This window comes from Stutzerimonas kunmingensis (genome assembly GCF_014764705.1).
GTDB lineage: Bacteria > Pseudomonadota > Gammaproteobacteria > Pseudomonadales > Pseudomonadaceae > Stutzerimonas.
Genome location: NZ_JACXXG010000023.1, coordinates 1 through 22,608 on the forward strand (window position 1 = coordinate 1; position 22,608 = coordinate 22,608).

The window sequence follows — 22,608 nt, forward strand, 5'->3', positions numbered from 1 at the left end:
ACCCTTGCCTTCAGCTAACACTTCCCCTTGCCGGGTGTGTAGAGGACTTTCACCTCCAAGTCGCCAGGCTCACCACCACAGTGAACCCGACAGCGCCAGTCACGGCGCTACGCGCCATGCCTGGCGCGCCACAAAAAAGCCGCTGCAAAGCAGCGGCTTTCCTTTACAACCTCAACCCGTCAGTAACCGAGAGCGAAGTCTTCCTCAGCCATCTGCATCAGGTTGTCGGCACCGGACAGCATGGCGTCAACATGCATGCGGGTACGCGGCAGGATGCGCTGGAAGTAGAATCGCGCGGTCTGCAGCTTGGCCTTGTAGAACGCCTCCTCGGAGGTGCCCTCAGCCAGCTTCTCGGCAGCAACCCGAGCCATGTCAGCCCAGAAATAGGCGAGACAGGCGTAGCCGGAATACATGCAGTAGTCGACCGACGCCGCACCGACCATTTCACGATCCTTCATGGCGGCCATGCCGATCTTCATGGTCAGCTCGCCCCACTCCTTGTTCAGCTGATTCAGGGGGGTAACGAACTCCTTGATGGCTTCGTTGCCTTCCTGGTTCTGGCAGAACTTGTGCACGATCTTGGTGAAGGACTTCAGCGCCTCGCCCTGGGTCATCAGCACCTTGCGGCCCAACAGATCCAGCGCCTGGATACCGGTGGTGCCCTCGTACAGCATGGAGATACGCGCGTCACGCACGTTCTGCTCCATGCCCCACTCGGCGATGAAGCCGTGACCACCGTAGATCTGCACGCCGTGGTTGGCAGCTTCGAAGCCTACTTCGGTCATGAACGCCTTGGCGATCGGCGTGAGGAAGGCCAGCAGCGTGTCGGCCTGCTTCTTCTGCTCTTCATCCTGGCTGTTCTTGACGATGTCGACCTGCTTGGCGGTGAAGTAGACCATCGCGCGGTTGCCCTCGGCGAAGGCCTTCATGGTCAACAGCATGCGACGCACGTCCGGATGCACGATGATCGGGTCGGCTGGCTTTTCCGGCGCCTTGGGGCCGCTCAGCGCACGCATCTGCAGGCGCTCACGAGCGTACTTGATGCCGCCCTGGAAACCGATCTCGGCATGTGCCAGCCCCTGCAGCGCGGTACCCAGACGTGCGGTGTTCATAAAGGTGAACATCGCGTTCAGGCCCTTGTTCGGCGGACCGATCAGAAAGCCGGTGGCGCCGTCGAAGTTCATGACGCAGGTCGCGTTGCCGTGGATGCCCATCTTGTGTTCAAGCGATCCGCAGTTCACACCGTTGCGCTCGCCCTTCTCGCCTTCGGCGTTGGGCAGGAACTTGGGCACGATGAACAGGGAGATGCCCTTGGTGCCAGCCGGAGCATCGGGCAGGCGAGCCAGAACGATATGGACGATGTTCTCGGCCATGTCGTGTTCACCGGAGGAGATGAAGATCTTGGTCCCGTTCAGCTTGTAGCTGCCGTCGGCCTGGGGCTCCGCCTTGGTGCGCAACATGCCCAGATCGGTACCGCAGTGCGGTTCGGTCAGGCACATGGTGCCGGTCCACTGGCCGGACACAAGCTTGCTCAGATAGGTGTGCTTCTGATCGTCGGTACCGTGGGTAGCGATGGTGTTCATGCAGCCATGAGACAGGCCGGGGTACATGCCCCAGGACCAGTTGGCCTGACCGATCATTTCGCTGATAGCCAGACCGAGGGACTCGGGCAGACCCTGACCGCCGTGGTCGACGTCATGGGCCAGGCTCGGCCAGCCGCCTGCCACATACTGCTCATAAGCTTCCTTGAAACCGGTCGGCGTCTTCACGCCCGACTCGCTCCAGGTGCAGCCTTCGATGTCACCGACGCGATTCAGCGGAGCAAGTACCTGCTCACAGAACTTCGCGCCCTCATCGAGAATCGCGTTGACCATGTCCGGGGTGGCGTCTTCACATCCCGGAAGGCTCTGATAGTGCGCTTCGTAGCCGAGCAGCTCGTCACGTACGAAACGGATATCGCGCAAGGGGGCCTTGTAGTCGGGCATAGCGTAAACCTCAGCGGTGAGTTCTTGTAACAAGCTGACCGGGCGACCCAGCCATCTGAATTCGATTTCGACCGTCGGACTACCAGCCCGAAGGGTCAAACAGGCGTTTGAAACATACGTTTCGACCTGAGCGATGTCAAGCGCGGAACAGGGCACCACTTATCGGCTGAATCAGCCAAATTCAGGTCGAGCGAAAGCCACGCCTGGCGAAATTCGGGAATAGGAAATCTGATGTTGCAAAGACGCAGCAAGCCCGGCGCCTGCCGAGCTGACTGGCGGGAACGAAGATGCAGGAAGGAGAAAAGCGAAGCTGGCCGAGCGCATGAATGACGACTCGAATCAGCAAGGAGAATCGATGAGCGCCGGAGTACGCGATCAGGCCTGGGTATCGATCAGCGTGCCGAGAACTTCGTCAGCGCTTTGGATCATACGGGCGCCTGCCTTGGCACTGTGTTCACCGACCTTCAACTGGATCAGTTGCTCGGTGATTTCGGTGACCGCCTGGGAGTTGCCCAGCACTGGCGCGTTGGCGGAGGCGATGGACGAAGCGGCCTGCTCGACGCGCTGCTGACCGCCCTGGTAGGCACTGAGACCCGCGCCCAGAAGGTTATTGGTGATTTGCATGGTGACTCCACGCGCTATCAGGTTGCCAGCATTCAAGCAGATGCCGACACGTACCGCAAGGCGCGAGTCGCCGCAATGCGCGTCCGCTCACACCGGCTGCAACGCGGGCAACGTCAGGTAGCGCGCGACCTGACGCGCCGTTGGCGCAGCGAGGCGAGGCACCTGGCCAAGGCAGGGTGCCGGTAGCAGCTCAGCGAGCGTGGCGAGGTTGTCATCCAGCCGCGACGTGGCAGGGTCGATGATATTCGCCACCCAGCCAGCCAGCGCCAGCCCGTCGCGGGCGATCGCTTCGGCACTGAGCAGCGCATGGTTGATACAACCCAAGCGCACCCCTACTACGAGAATGACCGGTAAACCCAGCGCCGCGGGCAATGCCGACAGATGCTCACGCGCATTCAGCGGGACTCGCCAGCCTCCCGCGCCCTCGACCAGAGTGACGCCGGCCTGCCGGGCCATTACCGGTTGCACGGCCTCGATCAGACGAGCGGCGGTCAGTTCGACACCCGCTTCGCGGGCGGCTATGTGCGGGGCAATAGCCGGCTCGAACGCGAACGGGTTGACGGTCGCATAGTCCAGCGCAAGGCTGCACTCGGCCAGCAGGGCCAGCGCATCGCTGTTACGTAAGCCCTGCTCGGTCCTTTCGCAGCCTGAGGCGACCGGCTTCACCGCTGCGGTGGACAACCCCGCCAGGCGCGCTGCATGCAGCAGGCCCGCGGCGATAGTGGTCTTGCCAACATCGGTATCGGTGCCGGCAATGAAGAAAGCGCGATGCATCATGGCTCCTTGTGCAGAATGCCGTAGATCACCTGGTAGGTCGCTGGAAGCCCCTCGGGACGGCGGAACCCTTCGTAGGCCTCGACCAGCGCGCGGATGCGTGCACGCCCGGTCAGTCCATCCGGGCGACCCGGATTCAGGTTGTGCGCACCCAGCGCCTTGAGCTCATGGGTCAGCTGGCGCAGATCGGGGAAATGCAGCACTTCCGGGCGCACTTCGAGACTCGCCAATCCCAGACCGCAGCCCCTACACAGCGTCTGGTAGGCCTCCCGCGAGCGGAAGCGGTTGACGTGAGCGAAGCCGTCCACCGCCTGCCAGCTGTCCCGCAGCTCCTGCAGGGTACCGCTGCACAGACTGGTGAAGGCAAAGATGCCGCCCGGACGCAGCACCCGCCGCACTTCGCTCAGCACGCTGGCGAAATCCTCGCACCACTGCAGTGCCAGGCTCGAATAGATCAGGTCGACAGTGCCATCACGCAGCGGCAGCCGCTCGGCGTCACCGGTGACGAAATGCCGTGCGCCGCCCTGCGGCCGTGCATGGCGCAGCATGCCCTCGGCGATATCCAGTGCCAGGCCATCGGCCTCCGGAAAGGCCGCAGCCAGGACGCGGGAGAAGTAGCCGGTGCCGCTGCCGAGATCGAGCCAGCGGCCGGGTTGCCGAGTGGAGGGCAGTCGGGCCAGCAATTGATTGCCGACCTGTCGCTGCAGCGCGGCGACGCTGTCGTAACTGCCCGCAGCACGGGAAAACGATGCCGCGACCTGACGCTTATCAGGCAGCTGCGCGGGCGGACGCTCGCTGAGCGATGCTTCAGTCATCCTCGCCATCACCCATAAACACCAGCATTGCCGTCGCCACGTCGTCGGCACGCTCCAGCGGCAGGCCGTGGCTGGCATTGGCCAGCACATCGACTTCCACATCCGGCAGACAGGCCAGCAGCGCATCTGCCGCTGAAGACGGCACCAGCGCATCACCATCGGCGAACAGATGCAGCTGTGGCCCCACATAACCTTGCAGCGCCTCGCGGCCGTCCAGCTCGGCGAGCAGGCGCAGACCCGCGGCCGACACTGCCTGCGGCTGCTCGAGCAGGCTAACCTGCAGTTGCCGCGCCAGCGTGCGCGGATCGTAGGCACTGCGACTGCACAGCAGGCTGAAGCGCTTGAGCGTGTCATCCGGCCCGAGGAGGAAGGCCTCCTCGAAGGCATCGAACACTTCGGCAGGCATCGCCGTCGGCCAGTCGTCACGGCTGCGGAAGCAGGGGTTGCTACAGATGGTGATCAGGCCAGGGCAGTTGTCGCCACGGCGTGCTGCCAGCTGCGTGGCCAGCATGCCGCCCAGCGACCAACCGGCGAGCCAGCTGTCGACGGGCAGCCGCGCATCCAGCTCATCGAGCCAGGCCTCGGGGCGATCCAGCGTCGGCAGTGGGGCAATGTCGACCTGCAGCCGTGGCTCGCGGTCGCGCAATAGCTCGGCCAGGGGTTCAAGGGCGGCCGAGCTGAACGCCCAGCCCGGCAGAAGAATCAGTCGATCACGCATCCTCGTTCTCCTTGGGCAACAGGGCCCAGCACTCGGCCAGCGCTTCCAGCAGGCGGTCCAGCTGTGCCTCACTGTGGCTCGCCGTGAAGGTGATCCGCAGCCGTGCGCTGCCGGCCGGAACGGTTGGTGGGCGAATCGCGCCGACCAGGATGCCGCGCTCGCGCAGCAATGCCGACAGCCTCAACGCCCGTTCGCTGCTGCCGACCAGCACCGGCTGGATCGGTGTCGGGCTGGCCATCAGTGTCAGGCCGATCTGCACCGCGCCTTCGCGGAAACGCGCCACCAGCCGGTTCAGGTGCTCGCGGCGCCAGCCCTCGCTACGTAAAAGCTCCAGGCTTTTCAGTGTGGCACAGGCCACCGCAGGCGGCTGGCTGGTGGTGTAGATGTACGGTCGCGCGAACTGGATCAGAGTTTCGATCAGCTCCTCGCTACCGGCGACAAAGGCGCCTGCGGTGCCAAACGCCTTGCCCAGCGTACCGACCAGTACCGGAACGTCATCCATGCCCAGACCGAAATGCTCGACGATGCCGGCGCCCGTCGCGCCCAGCGGACCGAAGCCATGGGCATCGTCGACCATCACCCAGGCGCCACGCTGCTTCGCCGTGGCACAAATCGCCGGCAGTTCTGCGAGATCGCCGTCCATGCTGAATACGCCATCGGTCACCACCAGAGTATTGCCGCTGGCTTTCTCCAGGCGCTTGGCGAGGCTTTCGACATCGTTGTGCAGGTAGCGCGAGAAGCGCGCGCCGGAGAGCAAACCGGCGTCGAGCAGGGAGGCGTGATTGAGGCGATCCTGCAGCACCGTATCGCCCTGCCCGACCAGCGCCGTCACCGCAGCCAGATTCGCCATATAACCGGTGGAAAAAAGCAGCGCCCGTGGTCGGCCGGTGAATTCGGCAAGGGTTTCCTCGAGCTGGTGATGCGGCATGCTGTGGCCGATCACCAGATGCGAGGCGCCGCCGCCCACACCCCACTTTGCGGCGCCCTGCTGCATGGCTGCGATCACCTCGGGATGGCTGGCCAGTCCCAGGTAGTCGTTGGAGCAGAACGCCAGCAGCCGCTGCCCATCGACCATCACTTCCGGCTGCTGCGGCGTTTCCAGCAACGGGCGTTGACGATAGAGATGGGCCGCGCGGCGCTCGGCAAGACGGGCGGAGAGATCGAAAGTCATGGACTCGGATACCGGCGAATGGTGGATAACCGCAAGCGGGTTTATCCACCTTACGAAGAGTCGCGTTAAGTGTCGGGGGAATCGGGGCGCAGTTGGCGTCTCCGTCCACCGAAACGAATCATCAGGCTGAAGCGGCGTTGTAGAACAACTTGCTGTCGCGCTGTTCGATCAGCGCCTGCTCGATGGCCGCCTGGTGTACTTCGTCGGCATGCTCGTGGCGCTCTTCCGGCTTGATGCCCAGACGCGCGAACAGCTGCATGTCCTTGTCCGCCTGCGGATTGGCGGTGGTCAGCAGCTTCTCGCCGTAGAAGATCGAGTTGGCACCAGCGAAGAAGGCCAAGGCCTGCATCTGCTCGTTCATCTGCTCGCGTCCGGCGGACAGCCGCACATGGGATTTCGGCATCATGATCCGCGCCACGGCTAGCATGCGGATGAAGTCGAACGGATCGACGTCCTGTTCCTCGGCCAGCGGCGTGCCCTTGACCTTGACCAGCATGTTGATCGGCACAGATTCCGGGTGCTCAGGCAGGTTGGCCAGCTGGATCAGCAGGCCGGCGCGATCGTCCAGCGACTCGCCCATGCCGAGGATGCCGCCGGAACAGATCTTCATCCCCGCCTCGCGCACGTAGCTCAGCGTTTCCAGACGCTCGCCATAGGTGCGGGTGGTAATGATGTTGCCGTAGTACTCCGGCGAGGTGTCGAGGTTGTGGTTGTAGTAGTCCAGCCCCGCCGCCGCCAGCGCCTTGGTCTGCTCCTGATCGAGCTTGCCGAGGGTCATGCAGGTTTCCAGGCCCAGCGCCTTCACACCCTCGACCATCTTCAGCACGTAGGGCATGTCCTTGGCCGACGGATGCTTCCAGGCGGCACCCATGCAGAAACGTGTCGAGCCGATGGCCTTGGCTTCGGCCGCCGCCTCCAGCACCTTCTGCACTTCCATCAGCTTCTCTTTATCGAGGCCGGTGTTGTAGTGCCCGGATTGCGGACAGTACTTGCAGTCTTCCGGGCAGGCGCCGGTCTTGATCGACAGCAGCGTGGAGACCTGCACGCGGTTGGCATCGAAGTGCTGGCGGTGCACGGTCTGCGCCTGGAACAGCAGATCATTGAAGGGTTGCTCGAAGAGCGCCTTGACCTCGGCGAGGGTCCAATCGTGGCGGGTAACGGAAGCGGAGGTGGCGCTCATGGGCATTCCTTGTAATTAATAGCGGCTCGGCGGCCTGGCACGGATGCGGAATGGTTAGCCAAGCTCGATACGCTGTCAACCAGGAAAGGAATCATGGTTTACAACTGGTCAATTAATATACAGCACTGCCTGCTGTGCGATGAACCTTGCGACGGTCACCCACTGTGCGGCCCTTGCGAAGCCGAACTGCCCTGGCTCGATGGCCGGTGTGCAACCTGTGCCGTGCCAATGCCGACACGCGGGCTGGTCTGCGGCGAATGCCAGAAAAGGCCGCCAAGCTATGACCACGTCGAGGTGCCCTGGCGCTTCGCCTTTCCCGTGGATGCACTGATCACCCGCTTCAAGCACCAGGCGCGCTGGCCATTCGGCCGCCTGCTTGGCGAGCGCCTGGCGCTGCATCTGCAGCACGCCTTCACCGAGGGACTGCCGCAGCCTGATCTTCTGGTCCCGGTACCGCTGGCACGTCGACGCCTGCGCCAGCGCGGCTTCAATCAGGCGCAGATGCTCGCGCGGTGGCTGGGCGGAGCGCTGAAACTGCCGGTCGACGAGCATCTGCTGGAACGCGTCGTCGATACGCCACCGCAGCAGCAACTGGACGCCGCCACGCGACGACGCAATCTGCGCCAGGCGTTTTGCCTGGCGCCGGGTACCGACATCAAGGGCCGCCATCTGGCGCTGATCGACGACGTGCTGACCACCGGTGCGACCGCCGAGGCGCTGGCGCGACTGCTCAAGCGTGCGGGTGCGGTGCGAGTGGACGTCTACTGCCTGGCACGCACGCCCAAGCCAGGCGACTGATAGCGGCGGACGCGCGGTTGTTTAAAAGCCCCGGTGCAATACACTGATCGGTCTATTCTGCGGAGCCGGTCATGTCTCATCCCTTCGATACACTCACGCCGGACCTGGTCCTCGACGCTGTGGAAAGCATCGGTTATCTCAGCGATGCCCGCGTGCTGGCGCTCAACAGCTACGAGAACCGCGTCTATCAGGTGGGCATCGAAGATGAAACACCACTGATCGCCAAGTTCTACCGTCCCGGTCGCTGGAGCAACGAGGCGATTCTCGAGGAGCACCAGTTCAGCCTGGAACTGGTCGAGCACGAGGTGCCGGTGGTGGCGCCGCTGGAACGCAACGGCACGACGCTATTCGAGCACGCCGGCTTCCGCTTTGCGCTATTTCCACGTAGAGGAGGCCGCGCGCCGGAGCCGGGCAATCTCGACCAGCTCTATCGTCTCGGCCAGCTGCTGGGGCGGATGCATGCGATAGGTGCAAACCGGCCGTTCGAGCATCGCGAAACGCTGGGCGTACAGAATTTCGGCCACGATTCGCTGAATAGCTTGCTGGAAGGCGGCTTCGTGCCCAAAAGCCTGCTGCCTGCCTACGAGTCGGTGGCACGCGATCTGCTCAAACGGGTCGAAGACGTCTTCGCCAGCACCAACTTCACCCCGATCCGCCTGCATGGCGATTGCCACCCGGGCAACATCCTCGCCCGCGACGATGCCTTTCATCTGGTCGATCTCGATGATTGCCGCATGGGCCCATCGGTGCAGGACCTGTGGATGATGCTCGCCGGCGAGCGCCATGAACGTCTTGGTCAGCTGGCCGAACTGGTGGACGGCTACAACGAATTCCATGATTTCGCCCCCCGCGAGCTGCCGCTGATCGAGGCGCTGCGCGCCCTGCGGCTGATGCACTACAGCGCCTGGCTGGCTCGCCGCTGGGATGACCCGGCCTTTCCGATGAGCTTTCCTTGGTTTGGCAGCGAACGGTACTGGGGCGACCAGGTGCTGATCCTGCGCGAACAGATATCGGCGCTGCAGGAAGAGCCGCTCAGGTTGTTCTGAGGCATGGTGTGGCTGCGGACCCGTGACGGTGGATGTGAAAAGCGAAATCCACCCTACGAATCCCGGCGTCTGCGTAGGGTGGATCGCGCTCTATCGATCCACCGGGTGGCGGTCCACCGGGTGGCGATCCCGCGGCTCAAGCCTCTTCGATCAACCAGTCCAGGCGCCAGCTGCCCTGGCTCTGCGCCAGCTGCTCGGACAGCCATGGCAACAGCTCGCGCAGCTCTTCCTCCAGCCCCCACGGCGGGTTCACGATGGCCAAGCCCGAACCGCTCAGGCGGCTGGCGTCGTCGGCGGGGTGGACGAACAGCTCGGCACGCAGCAACTTGGGCGCCCCGCTGCGCGCCAGGTCCTGATAGAAGCGCTTGAGCTGGCGCTCGTCCTTGATCGGATACCAGATCACACCGATGGTCTGGCGCATACGGCCGAGCGCTTCCTTCAGCGCCGTCACACAACGGCTCAGTTCGTCGGCCTGTTCGAACGGTGGATCGATCAACAACACCACACGCTTTTCCTGCGTCGGCATCAAGGCCCGCGGTACATGCCAGCCCTCTCCTCGGTGCACGGCCACGCGGCGGTCGCCGGCCATGTTGTCCTTGAGCAGCGCGCCGTCCTCGGGATGCTTTTCGTTGAGCTGCAGGCGATCCTGCTCGCGGGTCAGTTGCCGCGCCAGCTCCGGCGAACCGGGGTAATAGCGCAGCGTGCCGTCCGGGTTGAGCTGGCGGATCACGCCGAGGTAGTCATCGAGCAGCGCCGGGTGCGCCTCGGCCTGCCAGATGCGGGCGATGCCTTGCAGCCACTCGCCGGTGCGGCTGGCCTGGTCGCCGGCCAGGTCGTAGAGGCCGACGCCGGCATGGCTGTCGAGGTAGGCGAAGGGCGCCTCCTTGCGCGACAGCAGGGCGAAGATCCGGCTCAACACCAGGTGTTTGAGCACATCGGCGTGGTTGCCGGCATGGAAGGCGTGGCGGTAGTTCATCTGATCCTCCTCGAGAGCCGCGCAGTTTACCCGTCCGCCTTGCGCCGCGCAGGTCCGGCATGACCAGCGTCGTTTTCCCCGGCCACCGACTAGGGCTACAGTGCCCACCCACGACGACTGAACGGAGCTGACCTCATGGACCTACGCGATCTCTTCGGCATCGAGCACCCGATCATCCAGGCGCCCATGGCCGGTGCACAGAATCACCTGCTGGCCGCGGCGGTCTGCGAGGCCGGCGGGCTGGGTTCGATCCCGGCCGGCATGCTCAATGCCGAGGCGCTGGACGCCGAACTGACCGCCATCGAGGCGCTGAGCGACCGGCCCTACAACGTCAACTTCTTCTGCCACCAGACGCCGGCTGCCGACCCGACGGCCTTCGACGCCTGGCACCGGATGCTCGCACCCATGTTCGCCGAATTCGCCATCAACCCGGCGAGCATTCCCACCGGCGCCACCCGCCAGCCGTTCGATGCGGCAATGGCCGCGGTGCTGGAGCGGCACAAGCCGGCGCTGATCAGCTTCCACTTCGGCCTGCCGGCGCCCGATCTGCTGCAACGCGCCCGCGCCACCGGGGCGAAGATCGCCTCCAGCGCGACTACGGTCGCCGAAGGCCTCTGGCTGCAGCAGCACGACGTCGACCTGGTGATTGCCCAGGGCCTGGAAGCCGGCGGCCACCGTGGCATCTTTCTCAGCGAGGACCTGACCACCCAACTCGGCACCTTTGCCCTGCTGCCGCAACTGGTCGCCGCGCTAAACGTGCCGGTGGTCGCCGCGGGCGGCATCGCCGATGCCGGGGGCGTGGCTGCAGCGCAGACGCTCGGTGCGGCTGGTGTGCAACTGGGCACGGCCTACCTGCTGTGCCCGGAGAGCCGCACCAATGCGCTGCATCGCGCCGCGCTGAAGAGCCCGCAAGCAGCGCATACGGCGCTGACCACCCTGTTCAGCGGGCGCCCGGCGCGCGGCATCGTCAACCGCATCATGCGCGAGCTGGGTCCGCTGCCCGAAGGCGTGCCGCCCTTCCCGCTGGCCGGCAACGCCATCGGCGCGCTGCGCGCCCAGACCGAGAAGCAGGGCCTGGATCACTGTACGCCGCTGTGGGCCGGGCAAAATGTCAGCGGCTGCCGGGAGATCCCGGCCGGCCAGCTGACTCGTGAACTCGCGGCCGGCTGGCGGGCCTGAGTCATTACGCAGTCCGTCGCGGCGAGCCCTGAGCCGCCGTGACGGCGCGTAGAATCGACCGCACGTCACACGGAATCCCGCCATGAGTCCACTGACCAATACGCTTGTCTTCCTGGCCACCCTGGCCGGCATGGAAGTCTTCGCCTGGTGGGCACACAAGTACGTGATGCACGGCTGGGGTTGGGGCTGGCACAAGTCGCACCACGAGCCACGCAGCGGCTGCTTCGAGAAGAACGACCTGTATGCGGTGGTGTTCGCTGGCGTGGCGATCCTGCTGATCGCCTTTGGCACCGCCGGTTATCACCCGCTGGAATGGATCGGCGCCGGGATGACGGCCTACGGCTTTCTCTATTTCGTCGCCCACGACGGCCTGGTCCATCACCGCTGGCCGCTGCGCTACGTGCCGCGCAACGGCTACCTCAAACGGCTGTATCAGGCGCACCGTATGCACCATGCCGTCGAAGGCAAGGAGCGCTGCGTGTCATTCGGCTTTCTCTACGCGCCGCCGCTGCCGGTGCTCAAGCGCCAGCTGCGCGAGCTGCACGACGGGCCGTTGCGCAAGCACCAGGGTGCATCTAGCGAGGACGTCTCCAGAGACCGTCAGGACGCGGCCTGACCTGCATCCGCCGCGAGGCCAGCGCCAGCACACCACCCCCCAGTAGGAACTGCAGCTTCTGCCCTTTGCTGGTCGACACCCGCGCATCCCAGGCCCCCGCGCCGCGCGCTTTCACCTCGACGCCGATCTGCCGGTAGACGCCATGCGCCGTGGCAATCGACCAGGCCGAGCGCAGCGGCAGATCGCGCAGGCCCTGCGACGCCGAGCGATAGTAGGGTTCGGCCAGATCCACCAGTCGCGCTGCCAGCGTGGCCAATGCCGCACGATGCTCAGGTAGCGCGATCTCATCTTCAGGGATGCCCACTTCGGCCAGCCACTCGGCCGGCAGGTAGACACGGCCGATCTGCGCATCCTCGACGATATCACGGGCAATGTTGGTGAGCTGAAAGGCCAAGCCCAGATCACAGGCGCGATCCAGCGTCGGCTCCGCTTCGGCGCCCATTACCCGCGCCATCATCAGCCCCACCACGCCGGCAACCCGGTAGCAGTACAGCAAGGTGTCGTCGAAGGTCCGGTACTGGTAATCCTGCACGTCCATGCGAAAGCCGGCCAGATGCTCCAGCGGGTACTCACGGGGGATCTGGTGCCGCTGAATTACCTGCTGGAACGCCGCAAAAGCCGGATCGCTCATCGGCTCGCCGGCATAGGCGCGTTCGGTCAGGTCAACCAGCTCGGCCAGCCGCGCCTCACCGCTGTTGCGATCGCCCTCGACCTGACCATGCCCCAGCGTCTGCCCGTCGATCACGTCATCACAGTGACGGCACCAGGCGTAGAGCATCACGGCGCTCTGGCGGGTGCGCTCGTCGAACAGCTTGGCCGCCGCCGCGAAGCTCTTGGAGCCGACGTTGATCGCCTGGGTCGAGTGATCGACGACCTTGTCGTTCATCCGGCCTGCTCCTTCAATAGAAAGTCCTCCAGCATCAGCCCGGCAGTGGCCTTGGCCGAACCGACGACCCCCGGCACGCCGGCACCGGGGTGAGTGCCGGCGCCGACGATATAGAGGTTGGGGATCACATCGTCGCGGTTGTGCGGGCGGAACCAGGCGCTCTGGGTAAGGATCGGCTCCAGCGAAAACGCCGAGCCCAGATGCGCGTTGAGCTCGTCGCGGAAATCGTGCGGTGTGAAGATCCGATGCGTGACCAGATCGCCGCGCAGACCGGGAATATAGTGCCGCTCCAGGTACTCGAAGATGCGGTCGCGGTATTTCGGCCCCTCCACCGCCCAATCGATATCTGCCGTGCCCAGGTGTGGCACCGGCGCCAGCACGTAGTGGCTGGCGCAGCCCTCCGGCGCCAGCGAGGGATCGGTGACGCAGGGCGCGTGCAGGTAGAGGGAAAAGTCGTCGGCCAGCGTCTCGCGCTTGAAGATTTCGTCGATCAGCTCGCGGTAGCGCGGGCCGAAACATACCGTGTGGTGCTGCAAGTGCTCGTGGCGGCGCTTGAGGCCGAAATGGATGACGAACAGCGACATCGAGAAACGCTTGCCGGAGAGCCGTTTGGCCTCGTCGCGACCACGTTGCTCATGCCCGAGCAGCTGCTTGTAGGTGTTGACCACATCGGCGTTGGAGGCGACCGCATCGGTGTCGAAGCGTCGACCGTCACCCGTGATCACGGCCTTCGCGCGTCCGCCCGTCAGCTCGATCCGCGCCACCCCGGCGTTCAGCTCAAGCTTGCCGCCTAGATCCTCGAACAGCCGGACCATGCCCTGCACCAGCGCCCCGGTGCCGCCGCGCGGAAACCAGACGCCGCCCTGACGCTCCAGCGCGTGGATCAGCGCATAGATGGACGAGGTTTCGAAGGGGTTGCCGCCAACTAGCAGCGAGTGAAAGGACAGCGCCTGGCGCAGCCGATCGTTCTCCACGAATTTGGCCACCATGCTGTACACGTTGCGCCAGGCGTGCAGCTTGGCCAGCTGCGGCGCGACGCCGATCATGCTGCGAAACGACAGGAAGGGCACAGTGCCGAGCTTGACGTAGCCCTCCTCGTACACCGCCCGCGAATAGGCGAGAAAGCGCTGATAACCGGCGACGTCACGGGGGTTGAGCGCATGGATCTGCCGATCCAGCTGGGCCTGGTCGTTGACGTAGTCGAATCTGTAACCGTCCTCCCAGCACAGCCGGTAGAAGGGGCTGACCGGCAGCAGCTCGACGTAGTCGGCCATGCGCTTGCCAGCGCCGCTGAAGAGTTCTTCCAGCGCTGGCGGATCGGTGATCACCGTCGGCCCGGCGTCGAAGGTGAAACCCTGGTCGTGATAGACGTAGGCGCGGCCACCCGGCTTGTCGCGCTTCTCCAGCAGCGTGGTCTGGATGCCGGCGCGCTGCAGGCGGATGGCCAACGCCAGCCCGCCGAAGCCGGCGCCGATCACCACCGCTCGTTTAGCTTGGTTCATCGGTAATCCTTGCGATGCAGATCATGGGCGGCAAGTGCGCGCAGCGCTTCGCCGAGCGGAACAGGAGGCTTGCCCGAGACGATGCGCAAGCGGTCGCGGGTGGTCAGCTTGGCCGCATAGAAACGCTGGATCAGCGGTTCGCGCAGGCGATAGAAACGTTGCATCACCGTCCAGCGGCGATCCGCCGGACCGGCCAAGAACAGCATGCGATTGAGCAGTCGGAAGAAGCCGCGCTGGCGCCACTGCGCCAGCGCGTAGTCGCGAATCGCCTCGAACAGGCCGGCGGCATCCCAGCGATCCAGCGCGATCAGGTGATCGGCCAGACGTACCGCATCGGGCAGCGAGTAGCCGGTGGTGGGATGGAACAACGCCGCGGACAGCCCGGTCTGCGGCACGCCGCGCGCCTCCTCCCAGAACGCCGGCAGATCACCGGAAAGCACGATGGGCAGCACGCCCTGCTCCTCGCGCAACACGTCAGCGATAGCCCAGCCGCGCGTACTGGCGTAGCTGGCGATGTTGTCGCGCAGCGAATCCGGGGCCACGGTAGCGCCGTCGGCGTAATAGGTGTCTTCGATCAGCAGGGTGTCCGCACTCAGCGGCAGCACGTAGACGAAGCGATAGCCGTCCTGCTGCGCGACGCTGGCGTCCATGATGATCGGCTCACGCAGGCCGTGCGGCTGTTGCAGGCGCAGTTCCTGGCCGAGAAACTTCTGAAAGCCGAGCGCCAGCTGACCGGTCCGCCGCACGCCGCGTCCATCGATCACCGCGCCGGCCTGCAGGATGTCCCCCGAGCCCAGACGCACTCTTTGTGGCTCCACGCTGGCAACGGTGGTGCGCAAACGCACGCCATCGCTCAGTTCAGGCATCAGGTACTGGTGAAAGCGCTCCGAGAAGATGCTCGCGTAACCGCTGCCCAGCCGGCGCTGCAGGTCGGGAAAGATCACTTCATAGCCGGACCAGCGCTTGCCCACCATAGGCTCCAGCCAACGGTGCTGAGCCTGCGTCAGATCGTGTTGGTGAAAGGACCAGGTGTGATTGCCGCCCAGGGTGTCACCCTGCTCCAGCACCAGCAGGCGCAGATCAGGCCGCTGCTGACGCAGGCGCAGGGCCAAGAGCCCGTTGGCCAGCCCGCCTCCAACCAGGATCAGGTCCGCATCAAGCGCCACTCGCCACCTCCGGTCGTAGTCCATCTGTCCCGAGCGCCGCCTCGATCAGCTCGGCGGCACGCACCGCACCGCCAGCCTCACGCACTTCCGCCCCGAGCCGCACCGCCCGCTGGCGAAACTCGCCTTCGTTCAACAGCCGCTGCAATGCGTGGCCGATCCGCGCCGGGCTCGCCAGTTGCGACTGCAAGCGCAGGCCGACGCCGGCATGTTCGATACGCGCTGCGACACCCGGCTGATCGAAGGCAATCGGCAGCGCCAGCATCGGCACACCGGCCTCCAGGGCATCGAGCACGGTATTCAGCCCGGCATGGGTGATGACCGCCGCAGCCCTGGCCAATGCTGCCCGCTGCGGTGCGAAGTCGGTGACCCAATGCGCGCCCTCATCCTGCAGCCGCGCCGCTTGCGCGGCATTCAACCCGCCGCAATGGGCGATCAACAGCTGTACGCCGAGCGGCTTGCAGGCGCGGGCGATATTGCGCAGCAAGGTATAGCGATGTCCCTGCAGGGTGCCCAGCGAGGCGAAGACGAACGGCCGCGTCGGATCGATTGGCAGGTTCAGCTCGGCTTCGTTTTCCAGCGGACGCCGCAACGGCCCGACAGCATGAAAATTCGCCGGGAGCTGGCGGCGCGGAAAGTCGAAGCCGGGCACCGTCTGGCTGATCTGCAGCAGCGGCGACAGGCATTCGCTCAGGGTTGAGCGCGGCGTCAGGCCGAACGCCTGGCAATAGTGCTGAATCACATTGGCATGGGGCCGCATCAGGCGGTCGTAGACACGGCTACTGTGCAGGTTGAGCTGCTCGCCCCAGTCGGTCGTCCGGTAGCGCCAGGGCATCACCGGCAAGGGCACCAGCGGCTCGCGGTTGAACGGCAAGGCACAGGCGATGGATACGAACGGCAGATCGAGATGTTCGGCCACCAGCGCCCCCGCCGGCTCCATCTGGTCGGCCAGCACGGCGTCGACCTTCAGCGAACGCAGCACGCCCGGCGCCTCGCGACAGAACAATGCGGTACTCGTCGCCATGTCGGCAATGACCCGGCGGATGCCGAACGGCCCCGGTTGCGCGGCGCGGCGGACCACCGCAGCCAGGCTGCCCGGCGGATGAGACTCGGCGCCGATGGTGGCAAATCCCGCCGAAGGCAACGTCAATAGCTCGCCGACATCGGCCTGCTGAACGAAAGTCACTCGGTGGCCTCGCTGCGTCAGCGCCCAGGCGACTGCTTCGAACGCGCGCAGGTGGCTGAGAAAGGGCGGCGCGATTGCCGCGAAATGAGTCATCTGGCGGCTCCGCCCGGCATCAGGCAGTGGGCACTTGCAGCAGCCGCGCCTGCCGCAGCTCGGCGAGCCCGGCCGAACCTGTACAGAAGCAGGCGATGCGCAGTTGCTCGATCAGCACTTCGAAGTGCTTGACCACCGCTTCACTGCTGAGCATCGCCGCCTGCAGTACCCCGGCCGCCTGCCCGACCAGATCGGCGCCCAGGCAGATCGCCTTCGCTGCTTCGACCCCGTCGCGAATGCCGCCGGAGGCGATCAGTGGTATGCCGGGGCAGGCCTCGCGCACGGCCTGCAGCGCCTGCGCGGTGGGAATGCCCCAATCGGCGAAGGCCTGGGCGATCGCGCGCTGACTGACATCGCTGGAGCGCTCGGCTTCCACCGCGGCCCAGCTGGTCCCGCCGGACCCCGCGACATCGATGGCGGAAACACCGGCGTCGACCAGCTGCCGTGCCACCGTCGCGGATATGCCGGCACCGACTTCCTTGATCACCACAGGCGCAGCCAGGCGGCTGGCAAGCGCTTCGATCGCCCGCAGCACGCCTCGCCAATCACGGTCGCCACCCGGCTGCACCGCTTCCTGCAGCGGGTTCAGGTGCACGATCAGCGCATCGCCATCGATCATCTCGACCGCGCGCCGCGCCTCGTCAACGCCGTAACCGCGTACCAGCTGCGCGGCACCGAAATTGGCCAGCAGGAGGATGTCCGGCGCGAGCTGGCGCAGCTGCGCGGTCAGGCCCTGATCGCCGGCGGTCTCCAGCGCGACCCGCTGCGACCCCACCGCCATGGCGATACCCAGCTGTTGCGCGGCTTGCGCCAGGTGCGCATTGATCGCGGCCGAACGCGCCGCGCCGCCGGTCATCGAGCTGATCAGCAGCGGCGCCCGCAGGCTGCGCCCGAACAGCGTGCTATGCAGGTCGATCTCGTCCAGGTGCAACTCGGGCAGGGCGCAGTGCTCGAAGCGGAATGCGCCGAAGCCGGTACCCGTCGCAGCGGCTGCCCGCGCCGGGTCCAGGACGATATCCAGATGATCGTTTTTGCGGCTGACCAACGATTGCTTGCTCATGGAAATCGGCTCCCGGGAAGACTTGTTTGGACGTGACGCCCTGAAAAAAGTGCTATGCGATCGCAACGAGTTGTACAGGTTTTTGTCATAACGTCCAATCGTTGTACAACATTGCACAACCCTGGTGCTCGAACTGGGGCGCCAGCGAGGGCACCGCCATGCAAACGCAGAATTCCACCCTCCCGCTTCCGCAATGCGACAGCCTGCTGCGCCTGCGGCGACAGGTCGACGAGCGCCTGGCCATGCGCCTGCCGCGACCCGAGTCGGAGCTGGACAAGGTCACCCTGGCGTTACGTGAAGGCACCCTCGCTCCCGGCAAACGAATCAGGCCACTGTTGTTGCTGCTGGCGCTGGGAGATCTCGGCGTCGACCCCGATATTGGCCTGGACCCGGCCTGTGCGCTGGAGATGATCCACGCCGCCTCGCTGTTTCTCGACGACATGCCATGCATGGACAACGCCAGCCTGCGGCGCGGCCAGCCGACCATTCATCTGCGTTTCGGCGAGGATGTCGCCGTGCTCGCCTCGGTCGCACTGCTCAGCCATGCCTATGGCATAACCGCCACCGCGCCCAGGCTCACCCCCAGGCAGCGCAACGACGCGGTGGCCACACTGGCGCGAGCGGTCGGTGCGCAGGGCCTGGTGCGTGGGCAATTTCGCGACCTGCATGGCGCACAAGAAGCACAGCAGCTCGATGCGGTGATTGCCACCAATCAGCTGAAAACCGGCTCGCTGTTCACCGCCGCATTGGAAGTTGCCGCCCTGCTCGCGGGGGCTGAGCGGACGCGGACACGCCATCTGCAAGGCTTTGCCACCGAACTGGGCCTGGCGTTTCAGCTGCTCGACGATATCGCCGATGGCCTGACGCCCGAACAGACCGGCAAGGACTGCCAGCAGGACCAGGCCAAGGCGACCGTGGTCTCGCTGCTTGGCCAGCAGGCGGCAGAGCAGCAGCTGGCAACCCATCGAGAGGCCGCCCTCAGCCATCTTGATGCCGCCGGCCTGGGCGATGGCGAACTGGCCGCGCTCATGCGCCAGCTGTTCGGCTGAATGGAGCGACCCCGTGTTGACGCTTCATCAGTGCAATGGATGAAGCTAGGCAATGGAAAACCGCGGTCCTTAGACTCGGGCCGATAAAAACGGAGGTTGACCATGACCGAGACCCTGCTCTGCCCGCGTAACCTGGCATTCGAACTCTACGAAGTGCTGGACGCCGAGGCCCTGACCCGCCGCGAGCACTTCGCCGATCACAGCCGCGAAACCTTCGACGCCGCCATCGGCACCGCGCGCACCATCGCCGAGAAATACTTCGCACCGCACAACCGCAAGTCCGACGAGCACGAGCCGCAGTACGTCAACGGCGAAGCGGTGCTGATTCCCGAGGTCAAGCCGGCCGTGGACGCCTTCATCGAGGCGGGCTTTCACAACGCGCAACGCAGCTTCGACGACGGCGGCATGCAGCTGCCGAATCTGCTGTCGCGGGCCTGCTTCGCGCATTTCCAGTCGGCCAACATCGCCACCAGCTCCTACCCAATGCTGAGCATGGGCGCCTCGCACCTGATCGAGGCCTTCGGCTCCGACGAGCAGAAGCAGCGCTTCCTGCAGCCGATGCTCGAGGGCCGCTTCTTCGGCACCATGGCACTCACCGAGCCGCATGCCGGCTCGTCGCTGTCGGACATCCGCACCCGCGCCGAACCGGCCGGTGACGGCAGCTATCGCCTCAAGGGCAACAAGATCTTCATTTCCGGCGGCGACCACCCGCTGTCGGAAAACATCGTGCACATGGTACTGGCCAAGCTGCCGGACGCGCCGCCCGGGGTGAAGGGCATCAGCCTGTTCATCGTGCCGAAGTTCCTGGTCAACGACGACGGCTCGCTGGGCGAGCGCAACGACGTGCTGCTGGCCGGCCTGTTCCACAAGATGGGTTGGCGCGGCACCACCAGCACGGCGCTGAACTTCGGCGACAACGGCAACTGCGTCGGCTATCTGGTAGGCGAGCCGCACAAGGGCCTGGCCTACATGTTCCAGATGATGAACGAGGCGCGCATCGGCGTCGGCATGGGCGCGATCATGCTCGGCTACGCCGGCTACCTCTACTCGCTGAACTACGCCCGCGAGCGTCCGCAGGGTCGCCTGCCGGACGGCAAGGACCCGGCCTCGACCCAGGTGCCGATCATCGAGCACACAGACGTCAAGCGCATGCTGCTGATGCAAAAGGCCTATGTCGAAGGCGCCTTCGATCTCGGCCTGTACTCGGCACGCCTGGTGGACGACGAACACACTGCCGAGAGCGACGAGGAGCGGCGCAACGCCGGCGAGCTGCTCGACCTGCTGACGCCGATCGTCAAATCCTGGCCGTCGGAGTACTGCCTGAAGGCCAACGAACTGGCCATCCAGATTCTCGGTGGGCATGGCTACACCCGCGAATACCCGGTGGAACAGTACTACCGCGACAACCGCCTCAATCCGATCCACGAAGGCACCCACGGCATCCAGTCGCTGGACCTGCTCGGCCGCAAGCTGATGCAGAACAAGGGTGCCGGCCTGCGCCAGCTGCTCGGGTTGATCCAGGCCAGCTGCGCACGCGCCGCCGAGTACGACTCGCTGACCGCACTGCGCCAGCCGCTGGAGCAGCACATCGCCCGCCTGACCAGCGTGACCCAGGCTCTGCTCGGCGATCTGGCAGCCGGCAAGGTCAACCAGGCGCTGGCCAACTCGGCCCTGTACCTGAAGGTGTTCGGCCATGCAGTGATCGGCTGGCGCTGGCTGGAGCAGGCACTGCGCGCCGAACGCGGGCTGGCCGAAGGCAATCCGGCGGATGCTGACTTCTACCGTGGCAAGCTGCAGGCCGCGCGCTACTTTCTAACCTGGGAAGTGCCGGCTTGCGCGCACGAGCTGGCCGTCCTCGAAGCACGCGACGACACCTGCCTGACGATGCAGGACGCCTGGTTCTAGAGCGTGCCGCACATGCTGTAACAGCGCCCCGCTCCTGCGGGGCGTTTTTTTGACAGACTGTCAAATCATCAGGTTAGAATCGCTGGCATATCCCGTGCATGGGCACGCGGCAGTTTTCTCTAGCGGAGACCTCATTTGGACGTCGGCAACCTCAACCACCTGTTCTTCATCGGTGCCTTGTTGGTGGCGGCGAGCATCCTCATGAGTTCGCTTTCCGCGCGTCTCGGCGTGCCGATCCTGGTGATATTCCTTGGCGTCGGCATGCTCGCCGGGGTCGATGGCGTCGGCGGCATCGTCTTCGAGGACTACCGCCTCGCCTTCGTCATCAGCAACCTGGCGCTGGCGATAATCCTGCTCGATGGCGGCATGCGCACCCGCACCGCAACCTTCCGCGTGGCCCTGAAACCGGCGTTCTCGCTGGCGACCCTGGGCGTGGCGATCACCTCCGGCTTTACCGGGCTGGCCGCAGCCTGGCTGTTCGATTTGCCGCTGCTGCAGGGTCTGCTGATCGGCGCGATCGTCGGCTCCACCGATGCCGCCGTGGTGTTCAACCTGCTCAACGGCAAGGGCCTGAACGAGCGGGTCGGTTCGACGCTGGAAATCGAGTCCGGCAGCAACGACCCGATGGCGATGTTCCTTACCGTCGCGCTGATCGACATGCTGCTCGCCGGGCAGACCACCTTCGGCTGGGACTTCCTGCTGACTCTGCTGCAGCAGTTCGGTATTGGCACCGTGCTCGGATTGGCTGGCGGCTGGCTGCTGCTGCAGCTGATCAACCGGCTGTCCGTAGCCGACGGTCTCTACCCGCTGCTGGCAGTGGCCGGTGGCCTGATGATCTTCGCCCTGTCCGGCGCCATCGGCGGCAGCGGCATCCTCGCCATCTACGTCTGCGGTCTGCTACTGGGCAACCGGCCGATCCGCAACCGCCACGGCATCCTGCACATGTTCGACGGCCTGGCCTGGCTTAGTCAGATCGGCATGTTCCTCGTGCTCGGCCTGCTGCTTACCCCCAGTGAACTGCTGCCCATCGCCCTGCCGGCACTGGCGCTGTCGCTGTGGATGATCCTGTTCGCCCGCCCGCTGGCGGTGTTCGTCAGCCTGTTGCCGTTCCGCAGCTTCCACCTGCGCGAGCGCCTGTTCATCTCCTGGATCGGCCTGCGTGGCGCGGTGCCGGTGATCCTCGCGGTGTTCCCGCTGATGGCGGGGCTGGAAAACGCCCAGCTGTTCTTCAATGTGGCGTTCTTCATCGTGCTGGTGTCGCTGCTGCTGCAGGGTTCGACGCTGGCCTGGGCGGCGAAGAAGGCCAAGGTCGAGGTACCGCCGTCGCCCATGCCGGTCTCGCGTACCGGCCTGCAGGTACACACCACCAGCCAGTGGGAAATGTTCGTCTACCGCCTGAGCGCCAGCAAATGGTGCGTCGGCGCCGCCCTGCGCGAACTGAAGATGCCGCCCGGCACGCGCATCGCCGCGCTGTTCCGCGGCAAGGAACTGCTGCATCCGTCCGGTAGCACGCGGCTGCAGGTGGACGACATCCTCTGCGTGATCGGGCATGACGAAGACCTTCCGGCGCTAGGCAAACTGTTCAGCCAGGCACCCAAGCGCGGCCAGGACCTGCGCTTCTTCGGCGACTTCATCCTCGAGGCCGACGCCCAGCTCAGCGCCATCACCGCGCTCTACGGCCTCAAGCTCGGCGATGTGGACGGCAATCAGACCATCGGCAACTTCATGGCCGAAGAGGTGGGTGGCCGGCCAGTGGTGGGCGACCAGATCGAATGGAACGGGCTGACCTGGACGGTAGCCGCCATGGAGGCCGGCGAAGTGCGCAAGGTCGGCCTGAAGTTTCCGGAAGGTGACAAGCCAGGCCCACAGCTGATGTTCTAAA

Annotated in this window: 20 protein-coding genes; 7 read left to right on the forward strand and 13 right to left on the reverse strand. The window is 65.2% G+C overall.

What is annotated here, in order from left to right:
- Positions 1–179 precede the first annotated feature (179 nt).
- The 7 genes from IEG05_RS16335 to bioB all read right to left on the reverse strand — a co-directional run bounded on the left by IEG05_RS16335 (position 180) and on the right by bioB (position 7,267).
- A complete protein-coding gene (locus IEG05_RS16335; protein WP_023445082.1) occupies positions 180–1,985 on the reverse strand; it encodes a phenylacyl-CoA dehydrogenase in 1,806 nt (601 codons plus the stop codon).
- A gap of 375 nt (positions 1,986–2,360) precedes the next feature.
- Positions 2,361–2,609 (reverse strand): hypothetical protein, encoded by a 249-nt coding sequence (locus tag IEG05_RS16340; RefSeq protein WP_014818868.1) that lies wholly within the window; start codon positions 2,607–2,609, stop codon positions 2,361–2,363.
- A gap of 87 nt (positions 2,610–2,696) precedes the next feature.
- Positions 2,697–3,383, reverse strand: a complete 687-nt coding sequence (bioD, locus tag IEG05_RS16345) for a dethiobiotin synthase (RefSeq protein WP_042921894.1) — start codon at positions 3,381–3,383, stop codon at positions 2,697–2,699.
- Positions 3,383–4,198 (reverse strand): malonyl-ACP O-methyltransferase BioC, encoded by an 816-nt coding sequence (gene bioC / locus IEG05_RS16350; protein WP_014818866.1) that lies wholly within the window; start codon positions 4,196–4,198, stop codon positions 3,383–3,385. Before bioC ends, bioD begins: the two co-directional genes overlap by 1 nt.
- Positions 4,191–4,916 (reverse strand): alpha/beta fold hydrolase, encoded by a 726-nt coding sequence (locus IEG05_RS16355; protein ID WP_191122372.1) that lies wholly within the window; start codon positions 4,914–4,916, stop codon positions 4,191–4,193. The genes bioC and IEG05_RS16355 overlap by 8 nt, the downstream gene beginning before the upstream one ends.
- On the reverse strand, positions 4,909–6,087 hold the full coding sequence (bioF, locus tag IEG05_RS16360; RefSeq protein ID WP_191122373.1) for an 8-amino-7-oxononanoate synthase: 1,179 nt from the start codon (positions 6,085–6,087) through the stop codon (positions 4,909–4,911). Before bioF ends, IEG05_RS16355 begins: the two co-directional genes overlap by 8 nt.
- Positions 6,088–6,208: 121 nt before the next feature.
- Entirely contained in the window at positions 6,209–7,267 is a 1,059-nt protein-coding gene (bioB, locus tag IEG05_RS16365) for a biotin synthase BioB (protein ID WP_191122374.1), read from the reverse strand.
- A gap of 93 nt (positions 7,268–7,360) precedes the next feature.
- Between bioB and IEG05_RS16370 the strand changes: the two genes are divergently transcribed.
- Together IEG05_RS16370 and IEG05_RS16375 are read left to right on the forward strand one after the other, a co-directional pair.
- The gene (locus IEG05_RS16370; protein ID WP_191122375.1) at positions 7,361–8,065 is read left to right on the forward strand and encodes a ComF family protein; all 705 of its coding nucleotides are present in this window, start codon (positions 7,361–7,363) and stop codon (positions 8,063–8,065) included.
- Between the two features lie 71 nt (positions 8,066–8,136).
- Complete coding sequence (locus tag IEG05_RS16375) at positions 8,137–9,111, forward strand: serine/threonine protein kinase (RefSeq protein WP_102832227.1); 975 nt, start codon at positions 8,137–8,139, stop codon at positions 9,109–9,111.
- 136 nt (positions 9,112–9,247) lie between these two features.
- Here IEG05_RS16375 and IEG05_RS16380 read toward each other — a convergent pair whose 3' ends face one another.
- Positions 9,248–10,087, reverse strand: a complete 840-nt coding sequence (locus tag IEG05_RS16380; RefSeq protein ID WP_191122376.1) for a 23S rRNA (adenine(2030)-N(6))-methyltransferase RlmJ — start codon at positions 10,085–10,087, stop codon at positions 9,248–9,250.
- Between the two features lie 135 nt (positions 10,088–10,222).
- Here IEG05_RS16380 and IEG05_RS16385 point away from each other — a divergent pair, with 135 nt between their 5' ends.
- Together IEG05_RS16385 and IEG05_RS16390 are read left to right on the forward strand one after the other, a co-directional pair.
- Entirely contained in the window at positions 10,223–11,266 is a 1,044-nt protein-coding gene (locus IEG05_RS16385) for an NAD(P)H-dependent flavin oxidoreductase (protein ID WP_191122377.1), read from the forward strand.
- Positions 11,267–11,348: 82 nt separating this feature from the next.
- Positions 11,349–11,882 (forward strand): sterol desaturase family protein, encoded by a 534-nt coding sequence (locus tag IEG05_RS16390; RefSeq protein WP_191122378.1) that lies wholly within the window; start codon positions 11,349–11,351, stop codon positions 11,880–11,882.
- On the opposite strand, the gene crtB is transcribed toward IEG05_RS16390, so the two are convergent.
- Genes crtB through fni form a run of 5 tightly spaced genes read right to left on the reverse strand, consistent with a single transcriptional unit; the run spans position 11,842 to position 17,772 of the window.
- Entirely contained in the window at positions 11,842–12,768 is a 927-nt protein-coding gene (crtB, locus tag IEG05_RS16395; RefSeq protein ID WP_191122379.1) for a 15-cis-phytoene synthase CrtB, read from the reverse strand. The genes IEG05_RS16390 and crtB overlap by 41 nt on opposite strands.
- A complete protein-coding gene (locus IEG05_RS16400; RefSeq protein ID WP_191122380.1) occupies positions 12,765–14,270 on the reverse strand; it encodes a phytoene desaturase in 1,506 nt (501 codons plus the stop codon). The genes crtB and IEG05_RS16400 overlap by 4 nt, the downstream gene beginning before the upstream one ends.
- Entirely contained in the window at positions 14,267–15,436 is a 1,170-nt protein-coding gene (crtY, locus tag IEG05_RS16405; protein WP_191122381.1) for a lycopene beta-cyclase CrtY, read from the reverse strand. Before crtY ends, IEG05_RS16400 begins: the two co-directional genes overlap by 4 nt.
- Positions 15,426–16,712 carry a glycosyltransferase gene (locus IEG05_RS16410; protein ID WP_046617597.1) on the reverse strand — a complete coding sequence of 429 codons (1,287 nt, stop codon included), beginning with the start codon at positions 16,710–16,712 and terminating at the stop codon, positions 15,426–15,428. Before IEG05_RS16410 ends, crtY begins: the two co-directional genes overlap by 11 nt.
- A 19-nt stretch (positions 16,713–16,731) precedes the next feature.
- Entirely contained in the window at positions 16,732–17,772 is a 1,041-nt protein-coding gene (gene fni / locus IEG05_RS16415) for a type 2 isopentenyl-diphosphate Delta-isomerase (protein WP_191122382.1), read from the reverse strand.
- Positions 17,773–17,930: 158 nt separating this feature from the next.
- On the opposite strand from fni, the gene IEG05_RS16420 reads away from it, so the two are divergent.
- From IEG05_RS16420 to IEG05_RS16430, 3 genes are all read left to right on the forward strand, one after another.
- Positions 17,931–18,821, forward strand: a complete 891-nt coding sequence (locus IEG05_RS16420) for a polyprenyl synthetase family protein (RefSeq protein ID WP_191122383.1) — start codon at positions 17,931–17,933, stop codon at positions 18,819–18,821.
- Positions 18,822–18,923: 102 nt separating this feature from the next.
- The gene (locus IEG05_RS16425) at positions 18,924–20,726 is read left to right on the forward strand and encodes an acyl-CoA dehydrogenase (protein ID WP_191122384.1); all 1,803 of its coding nucleotides are present in this window, start codon (positions 18,924–18,926) and stop codon (positions 20,724–20,726) included.
- A gap of 135 nt (positions 20,727–20,861) precedes the next feature.
- Entirely contained in the window at positions 20,862–22,607 is a 1,746-nt protein-coding gene (locus IEG05_RS16430; protein WP_191122385.1) for a potassium/proton antiporter, read from the forward strand.
- Position 22,608: the final 1 nt, after the last annotated feature.